Here is a 17,549-nt window from a genome sequence, read left to right as displayed (position 1 = left end):
GTGCGTTGGGAGGCGCGGTTATGCCGCGGCCGTGATGGTGTTGGTGGCGTTGGGTTGCAGCCCAAGCCGTTCTCGGATGCGGGCGGTCGTGTACTCCGTCATCCGCGTGTGCTCGGCGACCTCCGCGTCGAGCCAGCCGAGCTCGTGCACGAGGTGCCACACGAGGTCTTCCCGATCCCTGGTCGGCAAGGACTCGGCTGGCTCGCGGCCCTCGATGCAGCGCACCCACAACTTCCAGGTGGCGTGCGGACGCCCGAGGACGAGAGCGGCAGGCAGCGCACGGCGACGCGTCGCGGTCATGCCGACCTCTTCTCGGCCCACGCCTTCGCCGCGGCGCGGTCCATGCAGGCGGCGACGATCTCGTGCCCGAAGAACTCGCCGAACTTGTGGCAGACCTCTTCACCGCAGTCGATCAACAGTTCACCGAGACCTGCCGCCTGCACGCGAACGGTGTCCTGGCTCTCTCGGCGAATCCTCGCGGCGGTGGACCGGATCGTGTGGGCCTGCTTGCAGCCGGCGCAGGGCTCTTCGCCACGGGTCGCGTGCGCGTCGAACCCTCTGCTGGTGCCGTGCTCGATGGCTGTCGTCCTCGCCTGCCTCATCACACACCTCCTGGAGCGGCGCGGTAGTCGGAAGGAAGACGGCCAGTGCCTTGGCAGCGGTCGGTGTAGAAGCCCGGCGTGTGGGCGAAGTGCCACCGGATCCGGCCGCGCTCGTCGAGAGCGCGGCCGTTACGGCCACACCATGGGCAGGTGACGCGCTCGACGTGACGCGGTGCAGCGAGCACGATCCAGGTCGCGAGGTCCTCGTCGGTGAGGAACTTCTCGAAGTAGCCCTTCCCCTCGTACGCGGTCCAGTACCGCTCGCCGCTGAACCTCAGCGCGACGCGCGTGCCTTCGGGGTTCATGCGTGCCTCGGGGTTCATGCCGCCAGCTCCATCTCGGCCTGCAGCGGGTGCTGCTTGGCCGGGACCCACCCGTTGACTCCGGGCTTCGCGTACTGCCGGCCGAACCTCTTGACTGGCCAGTCGTCGGCGTTGATGCCGTTGGGCACCAGCCACCCCTCCCAGGTGGCCTGCCGACGCTGCTGGTGCTCAATAAAGTCATGGCAGCTGCCCGGTGTGGTGGCTGATCCGCAGACCGTCACGAGGTTGCGCATCGTGTTCTTGCCTCCACGTCCGCGAGGGAGGAGGTGCTGCAGCGAGTAGGGCTGGCCGTGGATGCCGCGACCGCAGCGCTGGCAGGTGTGCTCGTCGCGTTCCAGCACGGCGTCGCGCATCTTCTTGGTGGGGCCCGTGTTGCGTGGTGCCTTCGCGCCCTTCGGTGCCGCAGTCGCATTGGCGGCCTTGCAGGCCGTCGGGGTAGCCGTCCTCTTGGGGCCAGCGCCGCGCTTGAGTTCGGTGCGGCGCTTGAGTTCGGTGCGGCGCTCGATCGGCTTGCCGGGGTTCAGTGGCGTGTGCCTCACGTCTGACCTCCGTCGAGGTCAGCGAGAACCGCGCGGGCTGCGGCCAACCCTGAGGGCTCGAAGACGTCCACGACGCGGATGAACGTCGCGGTGTACGCGGCGAGGTTGTCGACGAGGGCATCCGCGCGGGCCCGGATGGCGAGGGTCTGCGCCCACCACTGCTCGACGACCTTGAGGGCGCGCTGCTCCCGTGCGGTCGCGGCGTTCAGCGTCCGCTGGGCTGGGGTGAGGAGATGGACCTCAGGGCAGGTGACGCACTCCGGGCAGCACGGCGCGCAGTTCTTGTCACAGCACCCGGACGGGCGGTGGCCACCGCAGCACACGGTGACCACCCCCGTCCGCACCAGGGCGGCACTCACGAGGCCACCCCGACCGCGAGCAAGGACCTGATCGCGGTACCGGTGTGCAGCACGTGCCGCGCGATGGAGTCCGCGAGCGCTTGTAGCGGCAGAGCTTGGTGCTCCGCGACCTCGAAGAGCTCGCGCTCTTCGGGCGTCAGCAGGCCGGAGACGTCGGTGGCGATGATCTCGTCGCCCTCGCGGGCCATCTCCGCCCACAGGGTCGGGACCTGGTCACGCTGATCCAGCGCCAACCACCGCTCCGCCAGGCGGTATACCCGCGCGCCCTGCGACTCGGACGTACCCCCTTCAGGAGGCGTTGGCGCAGGCCTCGACGGCGGAGGCGGGGGCAGCGGGCGTGGCGCGACTGGCCGGCGCTCGGCCACCGCGCGCACGGGCGGCTCTTCGCCTGGCATGGGCTGGTCGGCGTTGAGCGTGCGCCCCACGGGCACTGGCGTGTCGACGGTGCAGCCGGACCAGTCCCACAGCATCCGCGACAGCGTGAACTTCGATCGCAGTTCGCGCCGCTGACGCGAGTTCAGCCGGGCGCGCTCGGGCGTCAGGAACGACACGATCTCCGGCTTTTCGCCGCGCGCGAAGCGGACCCACGCGGTGACGTCGAACCCAAGCTGGTCCTGTGCTTTGAGGATCCAGCGCCCGTCGGCGTGGCGCTTCTCGCGGGCGATCAGGATTACCGGGCCCGGCCAGGACTTGATCTTGTCCATCAGTTCGCGATGCCGGCGGCCAACGAGCGTCCACACGTCCGGGTCGACCTCGACCTTGATGTCGGACGAGTACGCGGGTGCCGGGTCTTCACCGCGACGGATCAGCTCGGCTGCGGTACGGCGGCGGGCGCGGCGGTCGGCGAGGTCGGAGAGCATCATCCACTCGCCCGACATGCCGTGCACGATCAGCGCGGACGGGTACGGGCCGCTGGAGGCGACGTCATGCGCGACTTCCCAGGCAGCGTTGACCTGGTCGATGATGTCAGCCCAGGTGCCGTCGTGGTCGAGGATCTCGAAGTCGGCGTTCGGCGCGGCCCCGAACACGTCACCGGTCTCGCCGGGGTTGAGCTCCAGCCAATAGGTGGTGACGAGCCGGTCGTCGGCGGTGAACGCGGCAGCGGCCCAGGCGGCATCGACGATGCCGGACTCGTCGCCCGTGAGCAGCGCCCTCTGCCAACCGCCCTTGCCGGTGGGGCGGCGGAGGCGTGGCGCGGTCACTCGGCACCGCCGAGCAGGTTGCCCTCCATGTCGATGACGCCCTTGATGAGCAGGTCGTCGACGACGTCCGCGTTGCGGAACGTGACGTACACCTTGGGGTCGCTCGGTTCCACGACGATGCCGGGAGGCGCGTCCTCGCCGACCTCACCGCCGAAGCCCATCGGCTGCTGAGCCTGCCGGGACTTCTGCGTCAGCTCGTTGAGGACGTGGTCGGGGATGACGTCGACCTCTTCGAGCAGGAACGGCGCCAGCTTCTCGAGGATTTCGATGATGGCGTGCGCGGGGTACTTGGTGGTGATGCGCTTCCGCTTCTCCACCTTGTCCGCGTACCGCGCCTCGATCCACCCCTTGGTGGCGGCCGGGTCGACCACCTTCGCCGAGTAGGTGAGCTTCGAGACGGTGACCTGAACGAACTCCTCGGCGGGGTTGAGCGGGTTCATCACCGGCAGCGAGCCCTTGCGACCCAACACCTTCACGACGTCGGCCTTGGCCGCCTCGTCGGCCTTCTTGGCGCGATCAGCGTTGCGGTGCGCCACCGCGGCGCGGACGAGGATCGCGTTGAGGTTCTTGACCGTCGTCTCCTCGACGGCCGGAACCTCCTCGACAACAGGCGCTTCCTCGGCGGGCTGGGCGGCGTCGCCCTGCGTGGGGAGGGTCGACCGGATCTCCTCGTGCACGTCGGCCGGCGTCAGGTCCGTGTCCATCTGCGTCGTCATGCTTCAGCTCCCACCAGTTCGAAAGGGACGATCGGCCAGTGCCGAGGGATCGTGATGTCCTCGCCCCGGCCGCGTTTGAAGGCTTCGAGGTTTGCCGCCCAGCGGGAGTGCGCTTCGCGCTGATACGCCTGCAGCTGATCGATGTTCATCCGCCCAGCGGGAGTGCGCTTCGCGAGACACCACGCCACCCGCGCGGTCGCGAGGCAGTCGCCAGCGGACGTGTGCGCCTCGTCCTCGGTGAGCGTGATCCCGTGGTGCCGGGCGACGTCGACGAGCTTCCTCGACCCTTTGCGGTAAGAGGTGGCGCGGTCGATCACGAGCGGGTCGATCACACGCAGCGGAACCCTGGCGGCGCCGAGCGGTTCGATGCCGTAGCGGCGGCACTCGCGATCCAGCATCGTCAGGTCGAAGGGGGCGTTGTAGATCACCAGCGGGCGGCCTGCGTACAGCGCCTCGATCAACGCGTCCCGGATCTGCCGCACCGCATCTGCGGCCGGGATGCCGTGCGCGCGGGCGTGCTCCGTCGTGATGTGGTGCACGGCCGTTGCCTCGGCAGGGATCTCCTCGCCACCCACGTCGGTGAGCCACGACCGAACACGCGGCGTCGAGCCGACGATCGTGACGACCGAGGCGGTGACGATGCGGGCCGTGGAGGTATCGATGCCGGAGCTCTCGATGTCGAACGCGGTCATCGGCTCGTCGGCCCACGTGCGGGCAGGTGCGGTCACGCGGCGTCCTCCGCCCGTGCGGGCTTCTTCACCTGGAACCGGTAGGGCTCGCCGTCGATCGAGACGACGAGGTCGTGACCGGTGATGTCGTTGGTCCAGCGCACGTAGCGGGCGGAGTCGATCGCCGCGTGCACGCGGGCGAGTTCCCAGTCCGAGCCGAACCCGGACGGGCTGAAGCAGTGCACGATCTGGCGGACCGTCTGGTCGCTGTAACCGGTGCCACCGCAGTGCTCGCAGTCGCCCTTGATGGCGAACGCGGCGGCGGTGGCGAGCTGCTTGGTCTGCTCGCGCTGGGCGGCGTCACACACCAAGGAAGGTGCGTTCGCGCCCAAAGATGTGCGATCCTTGCTGTGCATAGGGGTTGGACTCCCTAGTTCAGTGGCGAATGGTTGGCCGTCTGCGATGCCGGGTGCGATCCGGCGTGGTGGGCGGCCTTCGTCGTTCTGGGTGTGTCATCCGGCCTTGGGCTGTCGTCGCGGCGGCCGCGGCTGGAGGCGCGTGACGGACTCCGCCACAGGGCGCTGCTGTGAGCGCGCTGGCGCGCTGCGGCGCGGCGCGGAAGCCGTCCGTGCCTTCGGCACCTCTGGTGTGCTCGCGAAGATCGCGACGATGTCCGCGAACTGCTCGGCGCTGAACATGTGTGTCCGGCCGACCTTGGTGAAGGGGATCTCGCGCTTGCGCGCCCGGTCGTTCACCAACCACTCGGAGCAGCCCAAGGCTTCGGCGACCTCTTGTGCGGTGTGCAGGCGCGGCAACTCGGACATCAGGCGACGCTCCAGGCGGGGCCGGTGCCGTCCACGTCCGGCGTTGCCAACCCCTCGACGTCCGGTTCTTGATACCCGATAACAGGACGATTCGGGCACACTGAAGACCTGGCCAACAACTGAAGAACCTCCCGACGCACGCTGAGCCTGCTCATGCGGCGTCCGATTCGCGCACGTCAGCGGCATCCGCCTCAGGCGCGAGGCTCTCGCGGATCCTGCAGAACAGCGAGAGCGGTTCGACGCGCAGCACCTGCTCCAGGCGGGCCGCCACGCCAGCGTCGGTGTCGATTCGCTGACCATCGCGGATCTGCTCGATGGTGGTCTTGCTGGTGCCGACCTGCTCGGCGACACCCCTGATGGTCAGGCCGTGCACGTCCATGAGCTGCCTGATCAGGCGCGGCCGGACGATGAGCCGCATGCTGGCCACCCTCACCGGCGCCTCCTTTCGATCGTTGACTTTTGACCAGGCCATGACCGTACGCTGCAACGTCCTGTTCTGCAATATTGAAACAGGACGTTGCCTAGTCCATTTGGTGTGGTCTGAACAGGTTCAGGCGGCCTAGCAGGGAGAACGCGGAGTTTGGGGAACATAACGATCGTGGGACACTGCATCCGTGTTCCGCAGGACGGGCGGATCACCGACACCCCACACCCGTCCGGAGGCTCGCCGATGGGTCACTTCAGTGACTACCTCAGCACGCATCCGCGAACGGCCGGCATGTCCGCCGGTGAGTTCGCGCGGTCAGTCGGTATCAGCAAGAACACGGCGAACGAGTTCCTCCAAGGCAGAACACTGCCTCACGAGGGCACCCTGAAGAAGATCTCGGCTGCCTTCGTCGAGCTTCCTCTCGCGAAGATGCAGGAACTCGTGCTGATCGACACTCCGGTCGAACTCCCCGGTGTCGAGTTGCTCAACCTCGAGCAGCGCAGCCTGCTCAGGGAGATCGTCCGGCAGCTCCTGAAGGCCACGGGGCGGGAGGCTCGCAATCCAGAGCGGGAGACGCGCAAGAACGACAACGTGGTGGAGCTCCCGGTGACGACGCTGGCTGACCACCGGGTCGCGAAGGCGGCGTACAACCCACCCCAGGAAGACTAGTTACGAACGGTTACTTGCACACGTACACCAGTTACACGGATGGAGCAGCGCGAGGGTTACAGGCAACCAGACATTCATCGAGAAGTTGCCCCAACGAGGTGAAGATTCCACCCCGCGTACCCAAACGTCCGTAACGGCGACTACCCGATCAGCGCTATCGGCGCCGTGCACCAGATTCCGCCGCTTCTCCAGCTGCTCGACACGCTGCTTGGTCACGCGCAGGAACTCACCATCCGCCGTGGCGTCCCCGATGTGGGACTCGCCGAAGTCGACTTCGCCGCACGCCTCATCACGGTCAAGGACGGCCTCACGAAGGGCCAGCTCCACGTCGCGCTCGTGCACGAGTTCGTTCACCTGCTTCGCGGCCCGGCCCGCATCGGCCGCGAGTACGTTGAAGAAGTGGCTGTGCACAACGAGGTTGCCCGCCTCCTTGCCCCACGGCACGAGCTCCCTGCCATCCTTCATGGCGCAGACCCCACCGAGATCGCCGACCGCCTCGTGATCGATCGGCACACCGCGCGCCTAGCTCTCGACCTTGCGCGCGCGGAGGACGCAACAGGAGCCGCCTGATGGGCTACGCGGAGAAACGCACTGGCAAGGACGGCCCGTACTACCGGGCGCGCTACAAGATCAGCCCGGGGAAGTACGGCACCGTCGCGGACGCCCGCGGCACCACGATCCGGTTCGGCAAGAAACGTGACGCGGAGAAAGCCGCCGACGACGAGGAGGCGAAGGTGCGCGCCGGCTCCTGGCGCGATCCGGCGACAGGGAAGACCCCGTTCCTCGACTACGCCTCACGCTGGTACGCCGCACAGGACCTCGCGCTGTCCACGATGGAGTCCTACAAGGGCAACCTCGAGGTGCACCTGCTCCCGTTCTTCGGCGACATGGAGATCGGCGCGATCACCGCGTTCGACATCGCCGAGTGGGAGAAGGGCAAGCGGGCCGCGGACTACAGCCCGGCCAGCATCAACAACTTCCGCGGCACCCTTCACCTGATCCTCGCGGACGCGGTCGACGACGACCTGCTCGAGTCCAACCCCGCAGCGCGACGTCGAGGCCGAGGGAAGCGCGCTGGCCGTACGAGCGTCCGCGGGCCTGAGAAGGTCATCACCGACCCACTCGGCGCCCTGCTGCTCGCCGAGCGCGCCGCGCTGCTGGCCGGCCGCGACGACGAGTTCGTGGCGATGGTGACGAAGTACTACACCGGGATGCGCTGGGGTGAGCTCGTCGGCTTGGAGACCGAGTACGCGCGGCTTCGGTCGATCCGCGTCGAGTGGCAGCTGTACGAGCTGAACACCGGTGTGCTGCATCGCTGCCCGCCGAAGGACGACTCGTACCGTGACATCGATGCGCCTGCGTTTCTGTCGCGTCTGCTGTCCGACCACATCGCCCGAACCGGGCCGGAGCCGTGCGCGTGCCACGGTCGCAGCTACGTGTTCCGCGGCGCGCACGCCTCAAACGGCGCAACGAAGCGACCCGGCGCGAAGCTCGTCGACGTTGCCCGGCGGGCCGGGGTGTCGACCGGCACCGTCTCGAACGTACTCAACCACCCAGGCCGCGTGGCTGACGAGACCCGCCTGCAGGTGGAGCAGGCGATCACCGAACTCGGTTTCGTTCGCGGCGCGGCCGGCGGGGAGACGGCGCCGCATTGGCGCCGCAACGGCTTCGCGACGTGGCTCTTCCAGCCCGCGGCGACAGGCTGGTATCCCAAGAAGTCTCCGTATCCCGAACACCCGGTGCCTGTGCTCGCCGAGCCGTGGCCAGGGGTGCCGGCGCGCGGCCGCAACGCCACCGGCCGGGCCGACTCGTGCTGGACGCCGATCGCCAAGGGCCTCACACCGCACGGGCTGCGGCACTCGCACAAGACGTTCATGGTTGAGCTCGGCGTGCCGAAGCCGCTGCAGGACGAACGCATGGGTCACATGGACGGCAGCGTGCAGGGCCGCTACTCGCACGTCACCAAGGAGATGCGCGGTCGTTTGCTTGAGGACCTGACGGCGGCGTGGGAGTCGGCGGTGGATGCCCGGTTCGCGATGAACCCGCGGTCGCCGGTGTCTACTCTGGACGAGGTGCTGCGGACGCGCGCCCGGAAGGTCAGCGAGCAGGGTCGGGGCGAGGTGCGTCGGCGCACGCTCGGACTGACGTGACGACCGCATATTTCATGATCGTCTCCCGAGATTCTCCCCAGAGGCCCTGTGAGACGAATCAGGGGTGGGTCCCTCTCCCGAGGAAACCACCCCTGACCTGCTGTTTCGACCGTCGGGACGACAGGATTTGAACCTGCGACCCCTTGACCCCCAGTCAAGTGCGCTACCAAACTGCGCCACGTCCCGGCCACACCGCCGGTTTCCCGGCGTGCATGAGAAATCCTACAACACCGCGGACAGAGATCAAAAACGGCCCCCGCAACAGGCCGCTAGCTGCGGAAATACGGCGGGGACCCGAAGTTCGGGTCCCCGCGTCCCTCGGTCCGACCGATCCCCCGATCCTCGACCGACGCCTAGAACTATGCGGTCGCGGCGTCGCGGGCGCCACCTCCGAAAGTCGAGTCTTGGCCGTCAACCTTCGGCTTACCGGGCGGTAGGACCGCGCTGACGGTGAAGCCTCCGTCTGGCTTGTACGAGGTGGTGAGGGTGCCGCCTGCTAGGCGGACTCGTTCGGAGAGACCGTGCAGGCCTGCGCCTCCGCTGTCGGGTGGGGGTGGTTGGTCGCTTGGGCCGTTGACGACTGTTACCCGTACTGGTGAGGATCGGTCGACTGTCACTGTCACGGAGGCGCCTGGTGCGTGTTTCGTCACGTTGGTGAGGGCTTCTTGCACCACTCGGAAGAGGGCCCGTGAGACGGCTGGGGACAGTGGGGTGTCGCCGGTTTCCGAGAGAGTTGCGTCTATGCCGGCTACTCGGGCTCGGTCGACCAGTTCTTGCAGGGACGGGTAGGTGGTGTCGGAGTTGAGGAGGCCGAGGGCTGCTCGCATCTCCGAGAGTGATTCCTTTGCCAGGGCTCGTAGGCGTAGTGCTGTGTCTCTGACTGTGTCGTCTGGGGCGGTGGCGGCCAGGGCTGCTGACTCGACTGCGATAAGGGTGGCGTGGTGGCCCACTGCGTCGTGGATTTCGCGGGCTATTCGGGCTCGTTCCGCGGCTCTGGCTGAGGTTTCTTGGGCCTCTAGTTCTGCTGCTCTGGCTCTGCGGGTTTCGTACAGCGATTGAGTCAGTTCCTTGCGGGTGGTCACCAGGGCGCCCAGGGCTGCTGGGGCGGCTGCCAGGCCGAACGCGAAGGCGAACGCGAGCAGCAGGGGGCCCAGGGGGATGGTTTCGGTCAGGAGGACCGGGGCTATCGCGGCGGTGGTGAGGAGGAGGACCCAGAAGAGCTGGAGTGGGATGGACTTTTCCTTGAGGCCCAGGCGGAATTGGGCCACCAGTGCTGGTGCCCAGCCGAGGCCGCCTGCTACCGCTGGTACGCACAGGAGTGTTGCCAGCCAGGGCCAGCGGAGGCGTACTGAGAGGAGGAGGGAGGCGGCTACCGCTGCCCAGAGGGACCACGGGAACGGGCGGTCTTGTGTTAGGAGGACTACGCCTGTGGTCAGGCCTACGGTGGCGATTTCGCGTAGTACGGCCTTCACCAGACGCCTACCTGGTGGGCGACCAGAGCCGCCTGTACGCGGTTCTCCACGCCCAGCTTGGTGAGGACGGTGGAGACGTAGCTCTTCACCGTGGCTTCGGAGAGGCAGAGTTGGTCGGCGATCGAGTGGTTCGAGCGGCCTGCCGCTACGAGTTCGAGGACTTGGCGTTCGCGGGCTGAGAGGGAGTCCAGTTGGCGGTTGGCGCGGAAGCCTCGCAGTCTGGGGAGCAGGCGGGCTGTGATGCGGGGGTCCAGGACCGCGCCGCCTGCTGCCAGGTCCACGACGGCGCGGATGAGGGCTTCTGGTTCTGCGTCCTTCAGCAAGAAGCCCTGGGCGCCCAGGTCCAGGGCTGTTGCCACGTAGTCGTCGAGGTCGAAGGTGGTGAGGACGGCTATCGCCGGTGGGGTGGCCCAGGTGCGGAGGCGGCGGACTGCCTCCAGGCCGTCGACGCCCGGCATTTGGACGTCCACCAAGACCACGTCCGGCAGGTGGGCCAGGACGACTTCGATGAGTTCGGCGCCGTCGGCTGCCTCGCCCACCACCTCGACCCTGCCGTCGGCCTCGAGGAGGACCTTCAGGCCCCGCCGCAGCAGGGCCTCGTCGTCGGCTAGCACCACGCGTACGGCCACGGACCCAACCAACCGCACCCCATCACAAAGGGCAACCAGTCGGTTGGGTCATCACCCGGAAAACGCGGCGGGAACCACGGGGAGCTACTTCTTGCCGGCGCCGGCCTTCTTCTTCTCGCGCACGCGCACGGAGATGCGGACCGGGCTGCCCTGGAAGCCGAACTCCTCGCGGAGCCTGCGCTCGATGAACCGGCGGTACGACGCCTCCAGGAAGCCCGTCGTGAACAGCACGAACGTCGGCGGGCGGGTCGAGGCCTGGGTCGCGAACAGGACCTTCGGCTGCTTGCCGCCGCGGACGGGAGGCGGGGTGGCGGAAATGAGCTCGGTCAGCCACTGGTTGAGGCGGCCGGTCGGGACTCGGGTGTCCCACGAGTTCAGCGCGGTGCGCAGGGCGGGGGCGAGCTTGTGCACGGCGCGGCCGGTGAGGGCCGAGATGTTGACCTTGTCGGCCCACGGTACGCGCACGAGGCCGCGTTCGAGCTCGCGGACCATCTCGGTGCGGCGGTCCTCGTCGACGAGGTCCCACTTGTTGAACGCCAGCACGCAGGCGCGGCCGGATTCGACGACCATCGTCAGCACGCGGAGGTCCTGCTCTGCCAACGGTTCGTGGGCGTCGAGCAGGACTACGGCGACCTCGGCGGTCTCGATCGCGGACTTGGTGCGCAGCGAGGCGTAATACTCGGCGCCGCCGGAGAACTTCACCCGCTTGCGCAGGCCGGCGGTGTCGACGAAGCGCCAGACCTCGCCGTCGAGCTCCACCAGCGAGTCGACCGGGTCGACGGTGGTGCCCGCGACGGAGTCGACCACCGAGCGGTCCTCGCCCGTCAGGCGGTTGAGCAGCGACGACTTGCCGACGTTCGGCTTGCCGACCAGCGCCACGCGACGGGGACCGCCGCGGCCGCTGCCGAAGTCGTCGCGCGGGGTTTCGGGCAGGCGGTCCAGGATCACGTCGAGCAGGTCGCCGGAGCCGCGGCCGTGCAGGCCGGAGACCGGGAACGGCTCGCCGAGGCCCAGCGACCACAGCGACGCGATGTCGGCCATCAGCCTGTCGTCGTCGACCTTGGACGCGCAGAGGATCACGGGCTTCTTGGAGCGGCGCAGGGCCTTCGCGACGGCCTCCTCGGTCGACGTCGCGCCGACCGAACCGTCCACGACCAGCAGGATCACGTCCGCGGTCGCCATCGCGAGCTCGGCCTGCGCGGCCACGGAGGCCTGCAGCCCGACCGCGTCCGGCTCCCAGCCGCCCGTGTCGACCACGGTGAACTTGCGGCCGTTCCACAGCGCGTCGTACGCGACCCGGTCGCGCGTCACGCCCGGCACGTCCTGCACCACGGCCTCTCGGCGGCCGATGATGCGGTTGACCAGCGTGGACTTGCCGACGTTCGGCCGTCCGACCACCGCGAGCACCGGCTGGGGCGGCGCTGCCTGCTCGCCGTCACCGCCGTCGAGGTCGTCGAAGGCTGACCAGTCGGCCTCGTCCTCCCAGGTGCCGTCCAGGTCCGTCATCGTCTTCCCTCACTCGCACGTTGTCCATCAAGTTCGGCGACCAGTGTCGCCAGGCGATCGCGCACCTGCTCGGTGGCAACGCCGAGTGCCGCTCGTCCCTTCCCCTCGGGGAGGGGGAACGGCTCACCGATCAGCACGTCGACCTCGGGCCGCCAGCCCTTGGCCTGGTAGGTACCGCGGCAGGCGATCGGCAGCACCACCGCACCGGACGTCTTGGCCAGCCACGCGGCGCCGTTCTGCGCGCTCGCCACGGCACCCTCGCCGCGCGTGCCCTCGGGAAAGATCCCGATCACACCACCGGCTTTGAGCACGGACAACGCGCTGGTCAGCGCAGTGCGGTCGGCCTCTCCCCGTTTGACGGGGATCTGACCGATCTTGGCCAGGAGGTAGCCGACGACGCCCTTGAACATCTCCTGCTTGATCAGGAACGTCACGCGCCGGGGCAGCACCCCGAACAGGATCGGCCCGTCGGCCATCGAGCTGTGGTTGGCGACGACGACCACGCCGCCGCTCAAGGGTACGCGGTCGCGGCCGTGCACCCGAATCCGGAACTGCCAGGCGTACGGAACCCGCCCGATCCAGCGTCCGAGGTCGAACAGCCAGGGCACCGTCCCCTCGGGAACGCTCACCCGGTCACCCGCAGCCCACGCCGTTCCACGAGTTCGAGCAACGCGGTGATCGTGCCCGACAGGTCGAGGTCGGTGTTGTCGAGCTCCACCGCGTCGTCGGCAGCTTTCATCGGCGACACGGCGCGCGACGAGTCGTACTTGTCGCGGCGCTGCACGTCGGCCAGCGCGGCGTCCACAGTGGACTCACGACCGGCGGCGCTGTCCTGCTTGGTCCTGCGCGCGGCACGCGCCTCGGCCGACGCCGTCAGGTACACCTTCAGCGGAGCGTCGGGCGTCACGACGGTGCCGATGTCGCGCCCCTCGACGACGATCCCGCCCACGTGGTCGACGGCGTCCTCGATGATCGCACGCTGCTGGGCCACGAGGAGCTCCCGCACGTTCCCGGTCGCGGACACCGGCGACACGGCGAGCGAGACCTCGGGCCCGCGGATGGCGGACGACACGTCGTCGCCGTCGAGCGTGATGCCCGGCTGCCGGGGGTCCGTGCCGACGACGAGCACCGCGTTCTCCGCGACAGCGACGACCTTGGCCTCGTCGGCCGGGTCGACACCCGCGCGCAGCACCGCCAGCGCGATCGCCCGGTACATCGAGCCGGTATCGAGGTAACGGGCGTCCAGCACCATCGCGAGGCGCTTGGCCACGGTGGACTTGCCGGTGCCGGCCGGTCCGTCGAGAGCGACCACACCGCGCAACTGACCCTGGCCCACAGCAGCTCCCTCCGAGACACCCACGGTCCACATTGTGCCTGGTGCGGACGCCCTCACCGGCACCGGGTGGACAGGGCGACCTCAGGCGAACGGTGTCATCACGAGGCCGGCGAGAACCGAGGCGACCAGGATCAGGAAGGTCAGCACGATGAGGGAGCCGATGGTCACGGTCAGCACGAACGCGGTCACCCGCCACCGGTGGTACGGCTGTTTGTGCACGTCAGACCTCTCTCGTCACAGACGAAGCCCTTCATCGGCCAGGGTGAGGCCGGCGAACGTCTCGACGCTCGGATGCGCGTCGTTGTGCTCGTCGGGCAGCGCCGCCGTCAGGAAGTACGTCACCTCTTTGAAGGTCGTCTCCATGCGCCGGACGATGTTGCCCTGGCCGACGTCCTCGAGCCACTCCTTGATCGCGAGCGAGTCGCCGGTGTCCACATCGGCCAGCATCGGCTTGACCAGGTCGGCCTTGCTCACCGCGACCACCAGGTGGATCTTGGCGAGGTCCACGCCCATCGCCGTCATCGTCGACACCGTCTCGGAGAACGTGACGTGCGGCTCCTGCTGTGCCCGCCGGTCCTCGAACGCCTGGCGCTCCGCGAGCTCGAACCCGTCCCACACCGATTTGATCGACATCGGGTCGACCACGAAGACGAACGTCCGCGCGATCCGGAAGTACTGCAGCTCCTGGATCTGCTTGGCGTTGCTGAAGATCTCTCCCGCCGCGTCGAACACGTGCACCAGCTTGCGGGTGCCGCGGCGCGGCGCGACGAGGACCGAGCAGGCGGGCGGTGCGACACCGCCCTTGGTCGCGATCTTGGTCTTGTCCGGCCGCGAGGTGGCGACAAGCTTGCGCTTGCCGTCCTCCGCCCACTTCCTGCTCTGGTCATCGGCGTAGGTGAAGTCACCGCCGGATCGGGTCGTCATCGCCTCCATGGCGATTATCAGCACGGTGATCAGCTGCGTCTTGCCCGCGCTCGGCGCGCCGAACACCGGCAGCACGATCTCGGCCATCTCCCCGGTGTGGCCGGTGAGCTGGTGCGGTTCCTCCCCGTCGCGGTAGCGGGGACACCACAGGGTCGGCTTGTCGTCCTGCTTGACGAACCACATCAGCACCATCATCGACGGGAACGGTTTGCCGCACTGGCACCTGCGACGGGTCATGCCGTAGCGGCCGGGCCGGACATCGCCGTGCAGGGTGGTCTTGCAGCCGGGACACCCGTACAGCACCTCGGTCACCCGGTGTCCGCACACCCTGCACGTCATCGTGATGCCGCGGAACCGCAACATCACGACATCGACGAGCCGCAGCAGGTACAGCGCGAGGTAGCTGCAACCGAGCAGGACGAACAGGAACAGCCCCGTCCCCACTCCGGCGCTCACGAGAGCGGCCAGTGCCAGCAGGAGCCCCAGCGCCAGTCCGAGGTAGTGGAAGGCTCCGAGCCAGTTGTTGCCGAGCGGGTCCTCGAAGTGCTTCTTCCCGATCTCCTTGGCACGTTTCGCGATCACACCTCTCGCCGCGGCGGCCCCGGCGCGGTGGGCGTGAACGATGTCCCGCCACGCTTGACCACGCAGGTAGAAGTCCCACGCGGGCTCTTCCTTCGGCGACCGCTTCGCCGGCGGCCTCTTCGCCTCCAGCGCGTTCGCCGCCTTGCCCATCCCGTACCCGGCTGCCAGGGAGACCACGTATCCGCGCAACACCTTCTGGGCGAACGTCATCGCCGCCACCAGTGGAGGCACGATCACCACGAGGGCCAGCGCGACCACGAGCATCATGAGGATCACCGCCTCCGTTCTCTGGACCGCATCTGCCCGAGCAGGAACCTCGCCAGCGGATTCCCCGCGAACGCCCGCGACTCGTCGGCGAACCAGCGGGCCAGGTCCTGCGGCCCGCGCCGGCGCAGCAGTTCGACGACCTGCCGGACCAGGGGACGCGGCCACTTCCGCACCGCGGGCAGGGTCTGCTCGTGCAACTCCATGCGCATGGCGTTGATCCCCCGCACACCGACGACGTCCCCGAGATACCGCGCCACGGTGAGGAGGTCGGCGGCCACGGCGGGGTCGGCCTGACGCGGGTCCAGCGATGGTTGCGCAGCGGAGCGATAGGCGTCGCGCACGTCCTGCAGTCGCGCGTACAACAACGCGAACCATTCCGGCGGAACCTCGGCGGCCTTATCGACGAGCACCGTCATCAGCTCCCCGCGACGGCGCTCGTTGCGAGTCCCTCGGTAAACCCCGATGAACTCGTCCATGGCGTGCCCGAACTGCTGCTCTGATCGAGCCCGTACCATCCCGTCGACCAGCGAGGCGGCCTCGAACCGGGCGTTGACCTGTTTGACGGTCTCTCTCGGCAGGACCCCCACCACCGGCTCCTCCAGGACCTTCGCACACAATCGTTCATAGGTATCACCACCGGACGCCGGCGACAGCAGTGCCTCGTTGAGCCACTGCAGCAGCGGCGGCCGGCAGAACAGGCTCTTCTCCACGTTGTCCAGCAGCAGCAACGCGTCGTGGTGCGTCCAGCCGTCCGGCCACAGCAAGATCAGCACGTCCGGCTGCACCTGCCCGGACAACGCCAGCCTCGCCAGCGCGTGGACGGGCTGTATCCGGCCCGTCTTCACGTCCGCGAGCAGGACAGCGACGGCGAGCCCACCGTCCTCCCGCAACCGCAACAACGGCGCCAGCTCCGACGAGAGCAGACCGATCACATCGGACAGTCTGTTGTGGACGGACGCCGAAATGTGCGCGACCACCCCGCCCCGCACTCCGGGCCACGAGCGCAGCAACGGCACCAACCACGCCTCCGCGCCCTCTTCCCACACCGCAGGGCCGATCGCCCTGGCTCCGGTCTGGTGCTGCACGTCGTCCGGCACCCGGATGGCGCACTCCTCCGCCCAGTGCAGCAACGCGGCGGCGGCTCGGGCGTCGGCGAGCGGAAGGCGCTCGGCCAGTGCCACCGCCACTTCCTGGCGAGCAGGGACGGACCGCACCGGCAGAGTCCCGCCGGACGGCGCCGTCTCGATGAACTTCCTCGCCCACGCGAGCTCGACCTGTTCGGCGAAACCTGTGGCGCCGACAGCCTCCGTGGCCTGCGCGAGCCGTGCGAGAGCGTCCAGCGAGCAGCCACTGACGTCGAGCAGCGAACCGATCCGTTCGACGGTCTCCGCTTCGAGTCTGCGTGCGTGCGCGGCGAGCCACGGCGCCACGACGACGGCGTCGGTGCCGGCGTCCGCCATTACCACGGGATACCACCCGTCGAGACCTTCCTCGGACCCGTCTGCGAGCTCGCGGGCCTGCCGCCACAGCAGTTCCGCTGATTCCACGCCCATGTAGGCGAGGTGCGCCGCCATCGGGTGCACGTCGATCTGGCTGATCTCGTCGGCCACGAAGTCGAACAGGTGGTAGGTGTCGAACGCCGCCCGGCTCACCTCCGACTCCGCCAGTGTGCCCACGACGTGCATCCCGCTGAACCGCGGCTGGTGCTCGTAGGTGGCGAACGACATGCGGCGAACGCTCTCGCGCGGCAGCAGGTACGAGGCCGCGGCGATCCAGGCGGCCACCGCAGCCGCGTCGCGCTCGACCACCACGACCCTGCGACCTTCCGGACGCAGGGCGAGGTCGATCGCGGTCAGCAGGGCGGGCAGGTGCCGTTCCCCGCGATGCGCGGTGACGAACGCCGCGACGGCGTCGCGGTCCAGTCCGCCAGGGGTGAGGCCGCCGAGCACGGGCAGGTCCGGGTCGTCGACCGGTTCCCGGGTCCACAACGCCGATCCCCACAGCTCGATCGGCAGGACCTCGCCGAAGTCCGCCGGGTTCGACGTGACGAGGGTGTGCGCGAAGTAGTTGCCGAACCGGCGCGAGTAGTCGGTGCCCACGAAGGCGACCTGTGCCAGCATCGTCGCCGGTGTCTTCGTGGTTCCGGGTTGATAGCAGAGGTTCACCGGCGCTGTGGCGATCGCGGCCGCACTCGCGCCGTAGGCGAGCGACGGTGGCGGTTCATACCCGGTCATCTCCTCCACCGCGGTCATCACCTCGGGGCGGACTCCCGGCGTCGCCGCGTTGAACTGGAGACCAGGATGGCCTGCCAGTCCGCGTTCGCACGAGGTGTAGTAGAGCTGGCTGAACCCCAT

22 protein-coding genes and 1 tRNA gene are annotated in these 17,549 nt (G+C 68.5%); 3 read left to right on the top strand and 20 right to left on the bottom strand.

Annotation, left to right across the window (positions count from 1 at the left end; all coding sequences use genetic code 11):
* Positions 1 to 18: 18 nt before the first annotated feature.
* The 11 genes from IE307_RS38110 to IE307_RS38060 all read right to left on the bottom strand — a co-directional run bounded on the left by IE307_RS38110 (position 19) and on the right by IE307_RS38060 (position 5,666).
* Positions 19 to 300, bottom strand: coding sequence for a hypothetical protein (locus IE307_RS38110; protein ID WP_191304331.1), 282 nt, complete (start codon positions 298 to 300; stop codon positions 19 to 21).
* Complete coding sequence (locus tag IE307_RS38105; RefSeq protein WP_191304330.1) at positions 297 to 602, bottom strand: hypothetical protein; 306 nt, start codon at positions 600 to 602, stop codon at positions 297 to 299. The genes IE307_RS38110 and IE307_RS38105 overlap by 4 nt, the downstream gene beginning before the upstream one ends.
* Entirely contained in the window at positions 602 to 925 is a 324-nt protein-coding gene (locus IE307_RS38100) for a hypothetical protein (protein WP_191304329.1), read from the bottom strand. The genes IE307_RS38105 and IE307_RS38100 overlap by 1 nt, the downstream gene beginning before the upstream one ends.
* On the bottom strand, positions 922 to 1,464 hold the full coding sequence (locus IE307_RS38095) for an HNH endonuclease (RefSeq protein WP_229905492.1): 543 nt from the start codon (positions 1,462 to 1,464) through the stop codon (positions 922 to 924). Before IE307_RS38095 ends, IE307_RS38100 begins: the two co-directional genes overlap by 4 nt.
* The gene (locus tag IE307_RS38090) at positions 1,461 to 1,823 is read right to left on the bottom strand and encodes a hypothetical protein (RefSeq protein WP_191304328.1); all 363 of its coding nucleotides are present in this window, start codon (positions 1,821 to 1,823) and stop codon (positions 1,461 to 1,463) included. Before IE307_RS38090 ends, IE307_RS38095 begins: the two co-directional genes overlap by 4 nt.
* Complete coding sequence (locus tag IE307_RS38085) at positions 1,820 to 3,025, bottom strand: hypothetical protein (RefSeq protein WP_191304327.1); 1,206 nt, start codon at positions 3,023 to 3,025, stop codon at positions 1,820 to 1,822. The genes IE307_RS38090 and IE307_RS38085 overlap by 4 nt, the downstream gene beginning before the upstream one ends.
* Positions 3,022 to 3,741 (bottom strand): hypothetical protein, encoded by a 720-nt coding sequence (locus IE307_RS38080; protein ID WP_191304326.1) that lies wholly within the window; start codon positions 3,739 to 3,741, stop codon positions 3,022 to 3,024. Before IE307_RS38080 ends, IE307_RS38085 begins: the two co-directional genes overlap by 4 nt.
* The gene (locus IE307_RS38075) at positions 3,738 to 4,469 is read right to left on the bottom strand and encodes an exonuclease domain-containing protein (protein WP_191304325.1); all 732 of its coding nucleotides are present in this window, start codon (positions 4,467 to 4,469) and stop codon (positions 3,738 to 3,740) included. Before IE307_RS38075 ends, IE307_RS38080 begins: the two co-directional genes overlap by 4 nt.
* Positions 4,466 to 4,777: a hypothetical protein gene (locus tag IE307_RS38070; protein ID WP_191304324.1), complete on the bottom strand. Its 312-nt coding sequence runs from the start codon at positions 4,775 to 4,777 to the stop codon at positions 4,466 to 4,468. Before IE307_RS38070 ends, IE307_RS38075 begins: the two co-directional genes overlap by 4 nt.
* Positions 4,778 to 4,921: 144 nt before the next feature.
* The gene (locus IE307_RS38065) at positions 4,922 to 5,233 is read right to left on the bottom strand and encodes a helix-turn-helix domain-containing protein (protein ID WP_191304323.1); all 312 of its coding nucleotides are present in this window, start codon (positions 5,231 to 5,233) and stop codon (positions 4,922 to 4,924) included.
* 151 nt (positions 5,234 to 5,384) lie between these two features.
* Positions 5,385 to 5,666, bottom strand: a complete 282-nt coding sequence (locus IE307_RS38060; protein WP_191304322.1) for a helix-turn-helix domain-containing protein — start codon at positions 5,664 to 5,666, stop codon at positions 5,385 to 5,387.
* 237 nt (positions 5,667 to 5,903) lie between these two features.
* Here IE307_RS38060 and IE307_RS38055 point away from each other — a divergent pair, with 237 nt between their 5' ends.
* The 3 genes from IE307_RS38055 (at position 5,904) to IE307_RS38045 (ending at position 8,479) form a co-directional block, all read left to right on the top strand.
* Complete coding sequence (locus tag IE307_RS38055) at positions 5,904 to 6,329, top strand: helix-turn-helix domain-containing protein (protein ID WP_191304321.1); 426 nt, start codon at positions 5,904 to 5,906, stop codon at positions 6,327 to 6,329.
* A gap of 165 nt (positions 6,330 to 6,494) precedes the next feature.
* Positions 6,495 to 6,899 (top strand): hypothetical protein, encoded by a 405-nt coding sequence (locus tag IE307_RS38050; RefSeq protein ID WP_191304320.1) that lies wholly within the window; start codon positions 6,495 to 6,497, stop codon positions 6,897 to 6,899.
* Positions 6,899 to 8,479, top strand: coding sequence for a LacI family DNA-binding transcriptional regulator (locus IE307_RS38045; protein ID WP_191304319.1), 1,581 nt, complete (start codon positions 6,899 to 6,901; stop codon positions 8,477 to 8,479). Before IE307_RS38050 ends, IE307_RS38045 begins: the two co-directional genes overlap by 1 nt.
* A 112-nt stretch (positions 8,480 to 8,591) precedes the next feature.
* Here the strand turns inward: IE307_RS38045 and IE307_RS38040 are convergent.
* The 9 genes from IE307_RS38040 to IE307_RS38000 form a co-directional block, all read right to left on the bottom strand.
* Positions 8,592 to 8,665: transfer RNA gene (locus IE307_RS38040), tRNA-Pro, on the bottom strand.
* Between the two features lie 173 nt (positions 8,666 to 8,838).
* Positions 8,839 to 9,747: a sensor histidine kinase gene (locus IE307_RS38035; RefSeq protein WP_229905491.1), complete on the bottom strand. Its 909-nt coding sequence runs from the start codon at positions 9,745 to 9,747 to the stop codon at positions 8,839 to 8,841.
* A gap of 200 nt (positions 9,748 to 9,947) precedes the next feature.
* Positions 9,948 to 10,580, bottom strand: a complete 633-nt coding sequence (locus IE307_RS38030; RefSeq protein WP_229905490.1) for a response regulator — start codon at positions 10,578 to 10,580, stop codon at positions 9,948 to 9,950.
* A gap of 84 nt (positions 10,581 to 10,664) precedes the next feature.
* Positions 10,665 to 12,086 (bottom strand): ribosome biogenesis GTPase Der, encoded by a 1,422-nt coding sequence (gene der / locus IE307_RS38025; protein WP_191304316.1) that lies wholly within the window; start codon positions 12,084 to 12,086, stop codon positions 10,665 to 10,667.
* Positions 12,083 to 12,715, bottom strand: coding sequence for a lysophospholipid acyltransferase family protein (locus IE307_RS38020; RefSeq protein WP_191304315.1), 633 nt, complete (start codon positions 12,713 to 12,715; stop codon positions 12,083 to 12,085). Before IE307_RS38020 ends, der begins: the two co-directional genes overlap by 4 nt.
* Positions 12,712 to 13,398 (bottom strand): (d)CMP kinase, encoded by a 687-nt coding sequence (cmk, locus tag IE307_RS38015; RefSeq protein WP_229905505.1) that lies wholly within the window; start codon positions 13,396 to 13,398, stop codon positions 12,712 to 12,714. The genes IE307_RS38020 and cmk overlap by 4 nt, the downstream gene beginning before the upstream one ends.
* A 105-nt stretch (positions 13,399 to 13,503) precedes the next feature.
* Complete coding sequence (locus tag IE307_RS38010) at positions 13,504 to 13,641, bottom strand: hypothetical protein (RefSeq protein WP_191304313.1); 138 nt, start codon at positions 13,639 to 13,641, stop codon at positions 13,504 to 13,506.
* 15 nt (positions 13,642 to 13,656) lie between these two features.
* Positions 13,657 to 15,195 (bottom strand): TRAFAC clade GTPase domain-containing protein, encoded by a 1,539-nt coding sequence (locus tag IE307_RS38005; RefSeq protein ID WP_229905504.1) that lies wholly within the window; start codon positions 15,193 to 15,195, stop codon positions 13,657 to 13,659.
* Between the two features lie 5 nt (positions 15,196 to 15,200).
* The gene (locus IE307_RS38000; protein WP_229905503.1) at positions 15,201 to 17,549 is read right to left on the bottom strand and encodes a GTPase-associated protein 1-related protein; all 2,349 of its coding nucleotides are present in this window, start codon (positions 17,547 to 17,549) and stop codon (positions 15,201 to 15,203) included.

It is taken from the genome of Lentzea cavernae, assembly GCF_014653695.1.
Lineage (GTDB): Bacteria > Actinomycetota > Actinomycetes > Mycobacteriales > Pseudonocardiaceae > Lentzea > Lentzea cavernae.
This window is presented reverse-complemented; position numbering and strand designations above follow the sequence as displayed.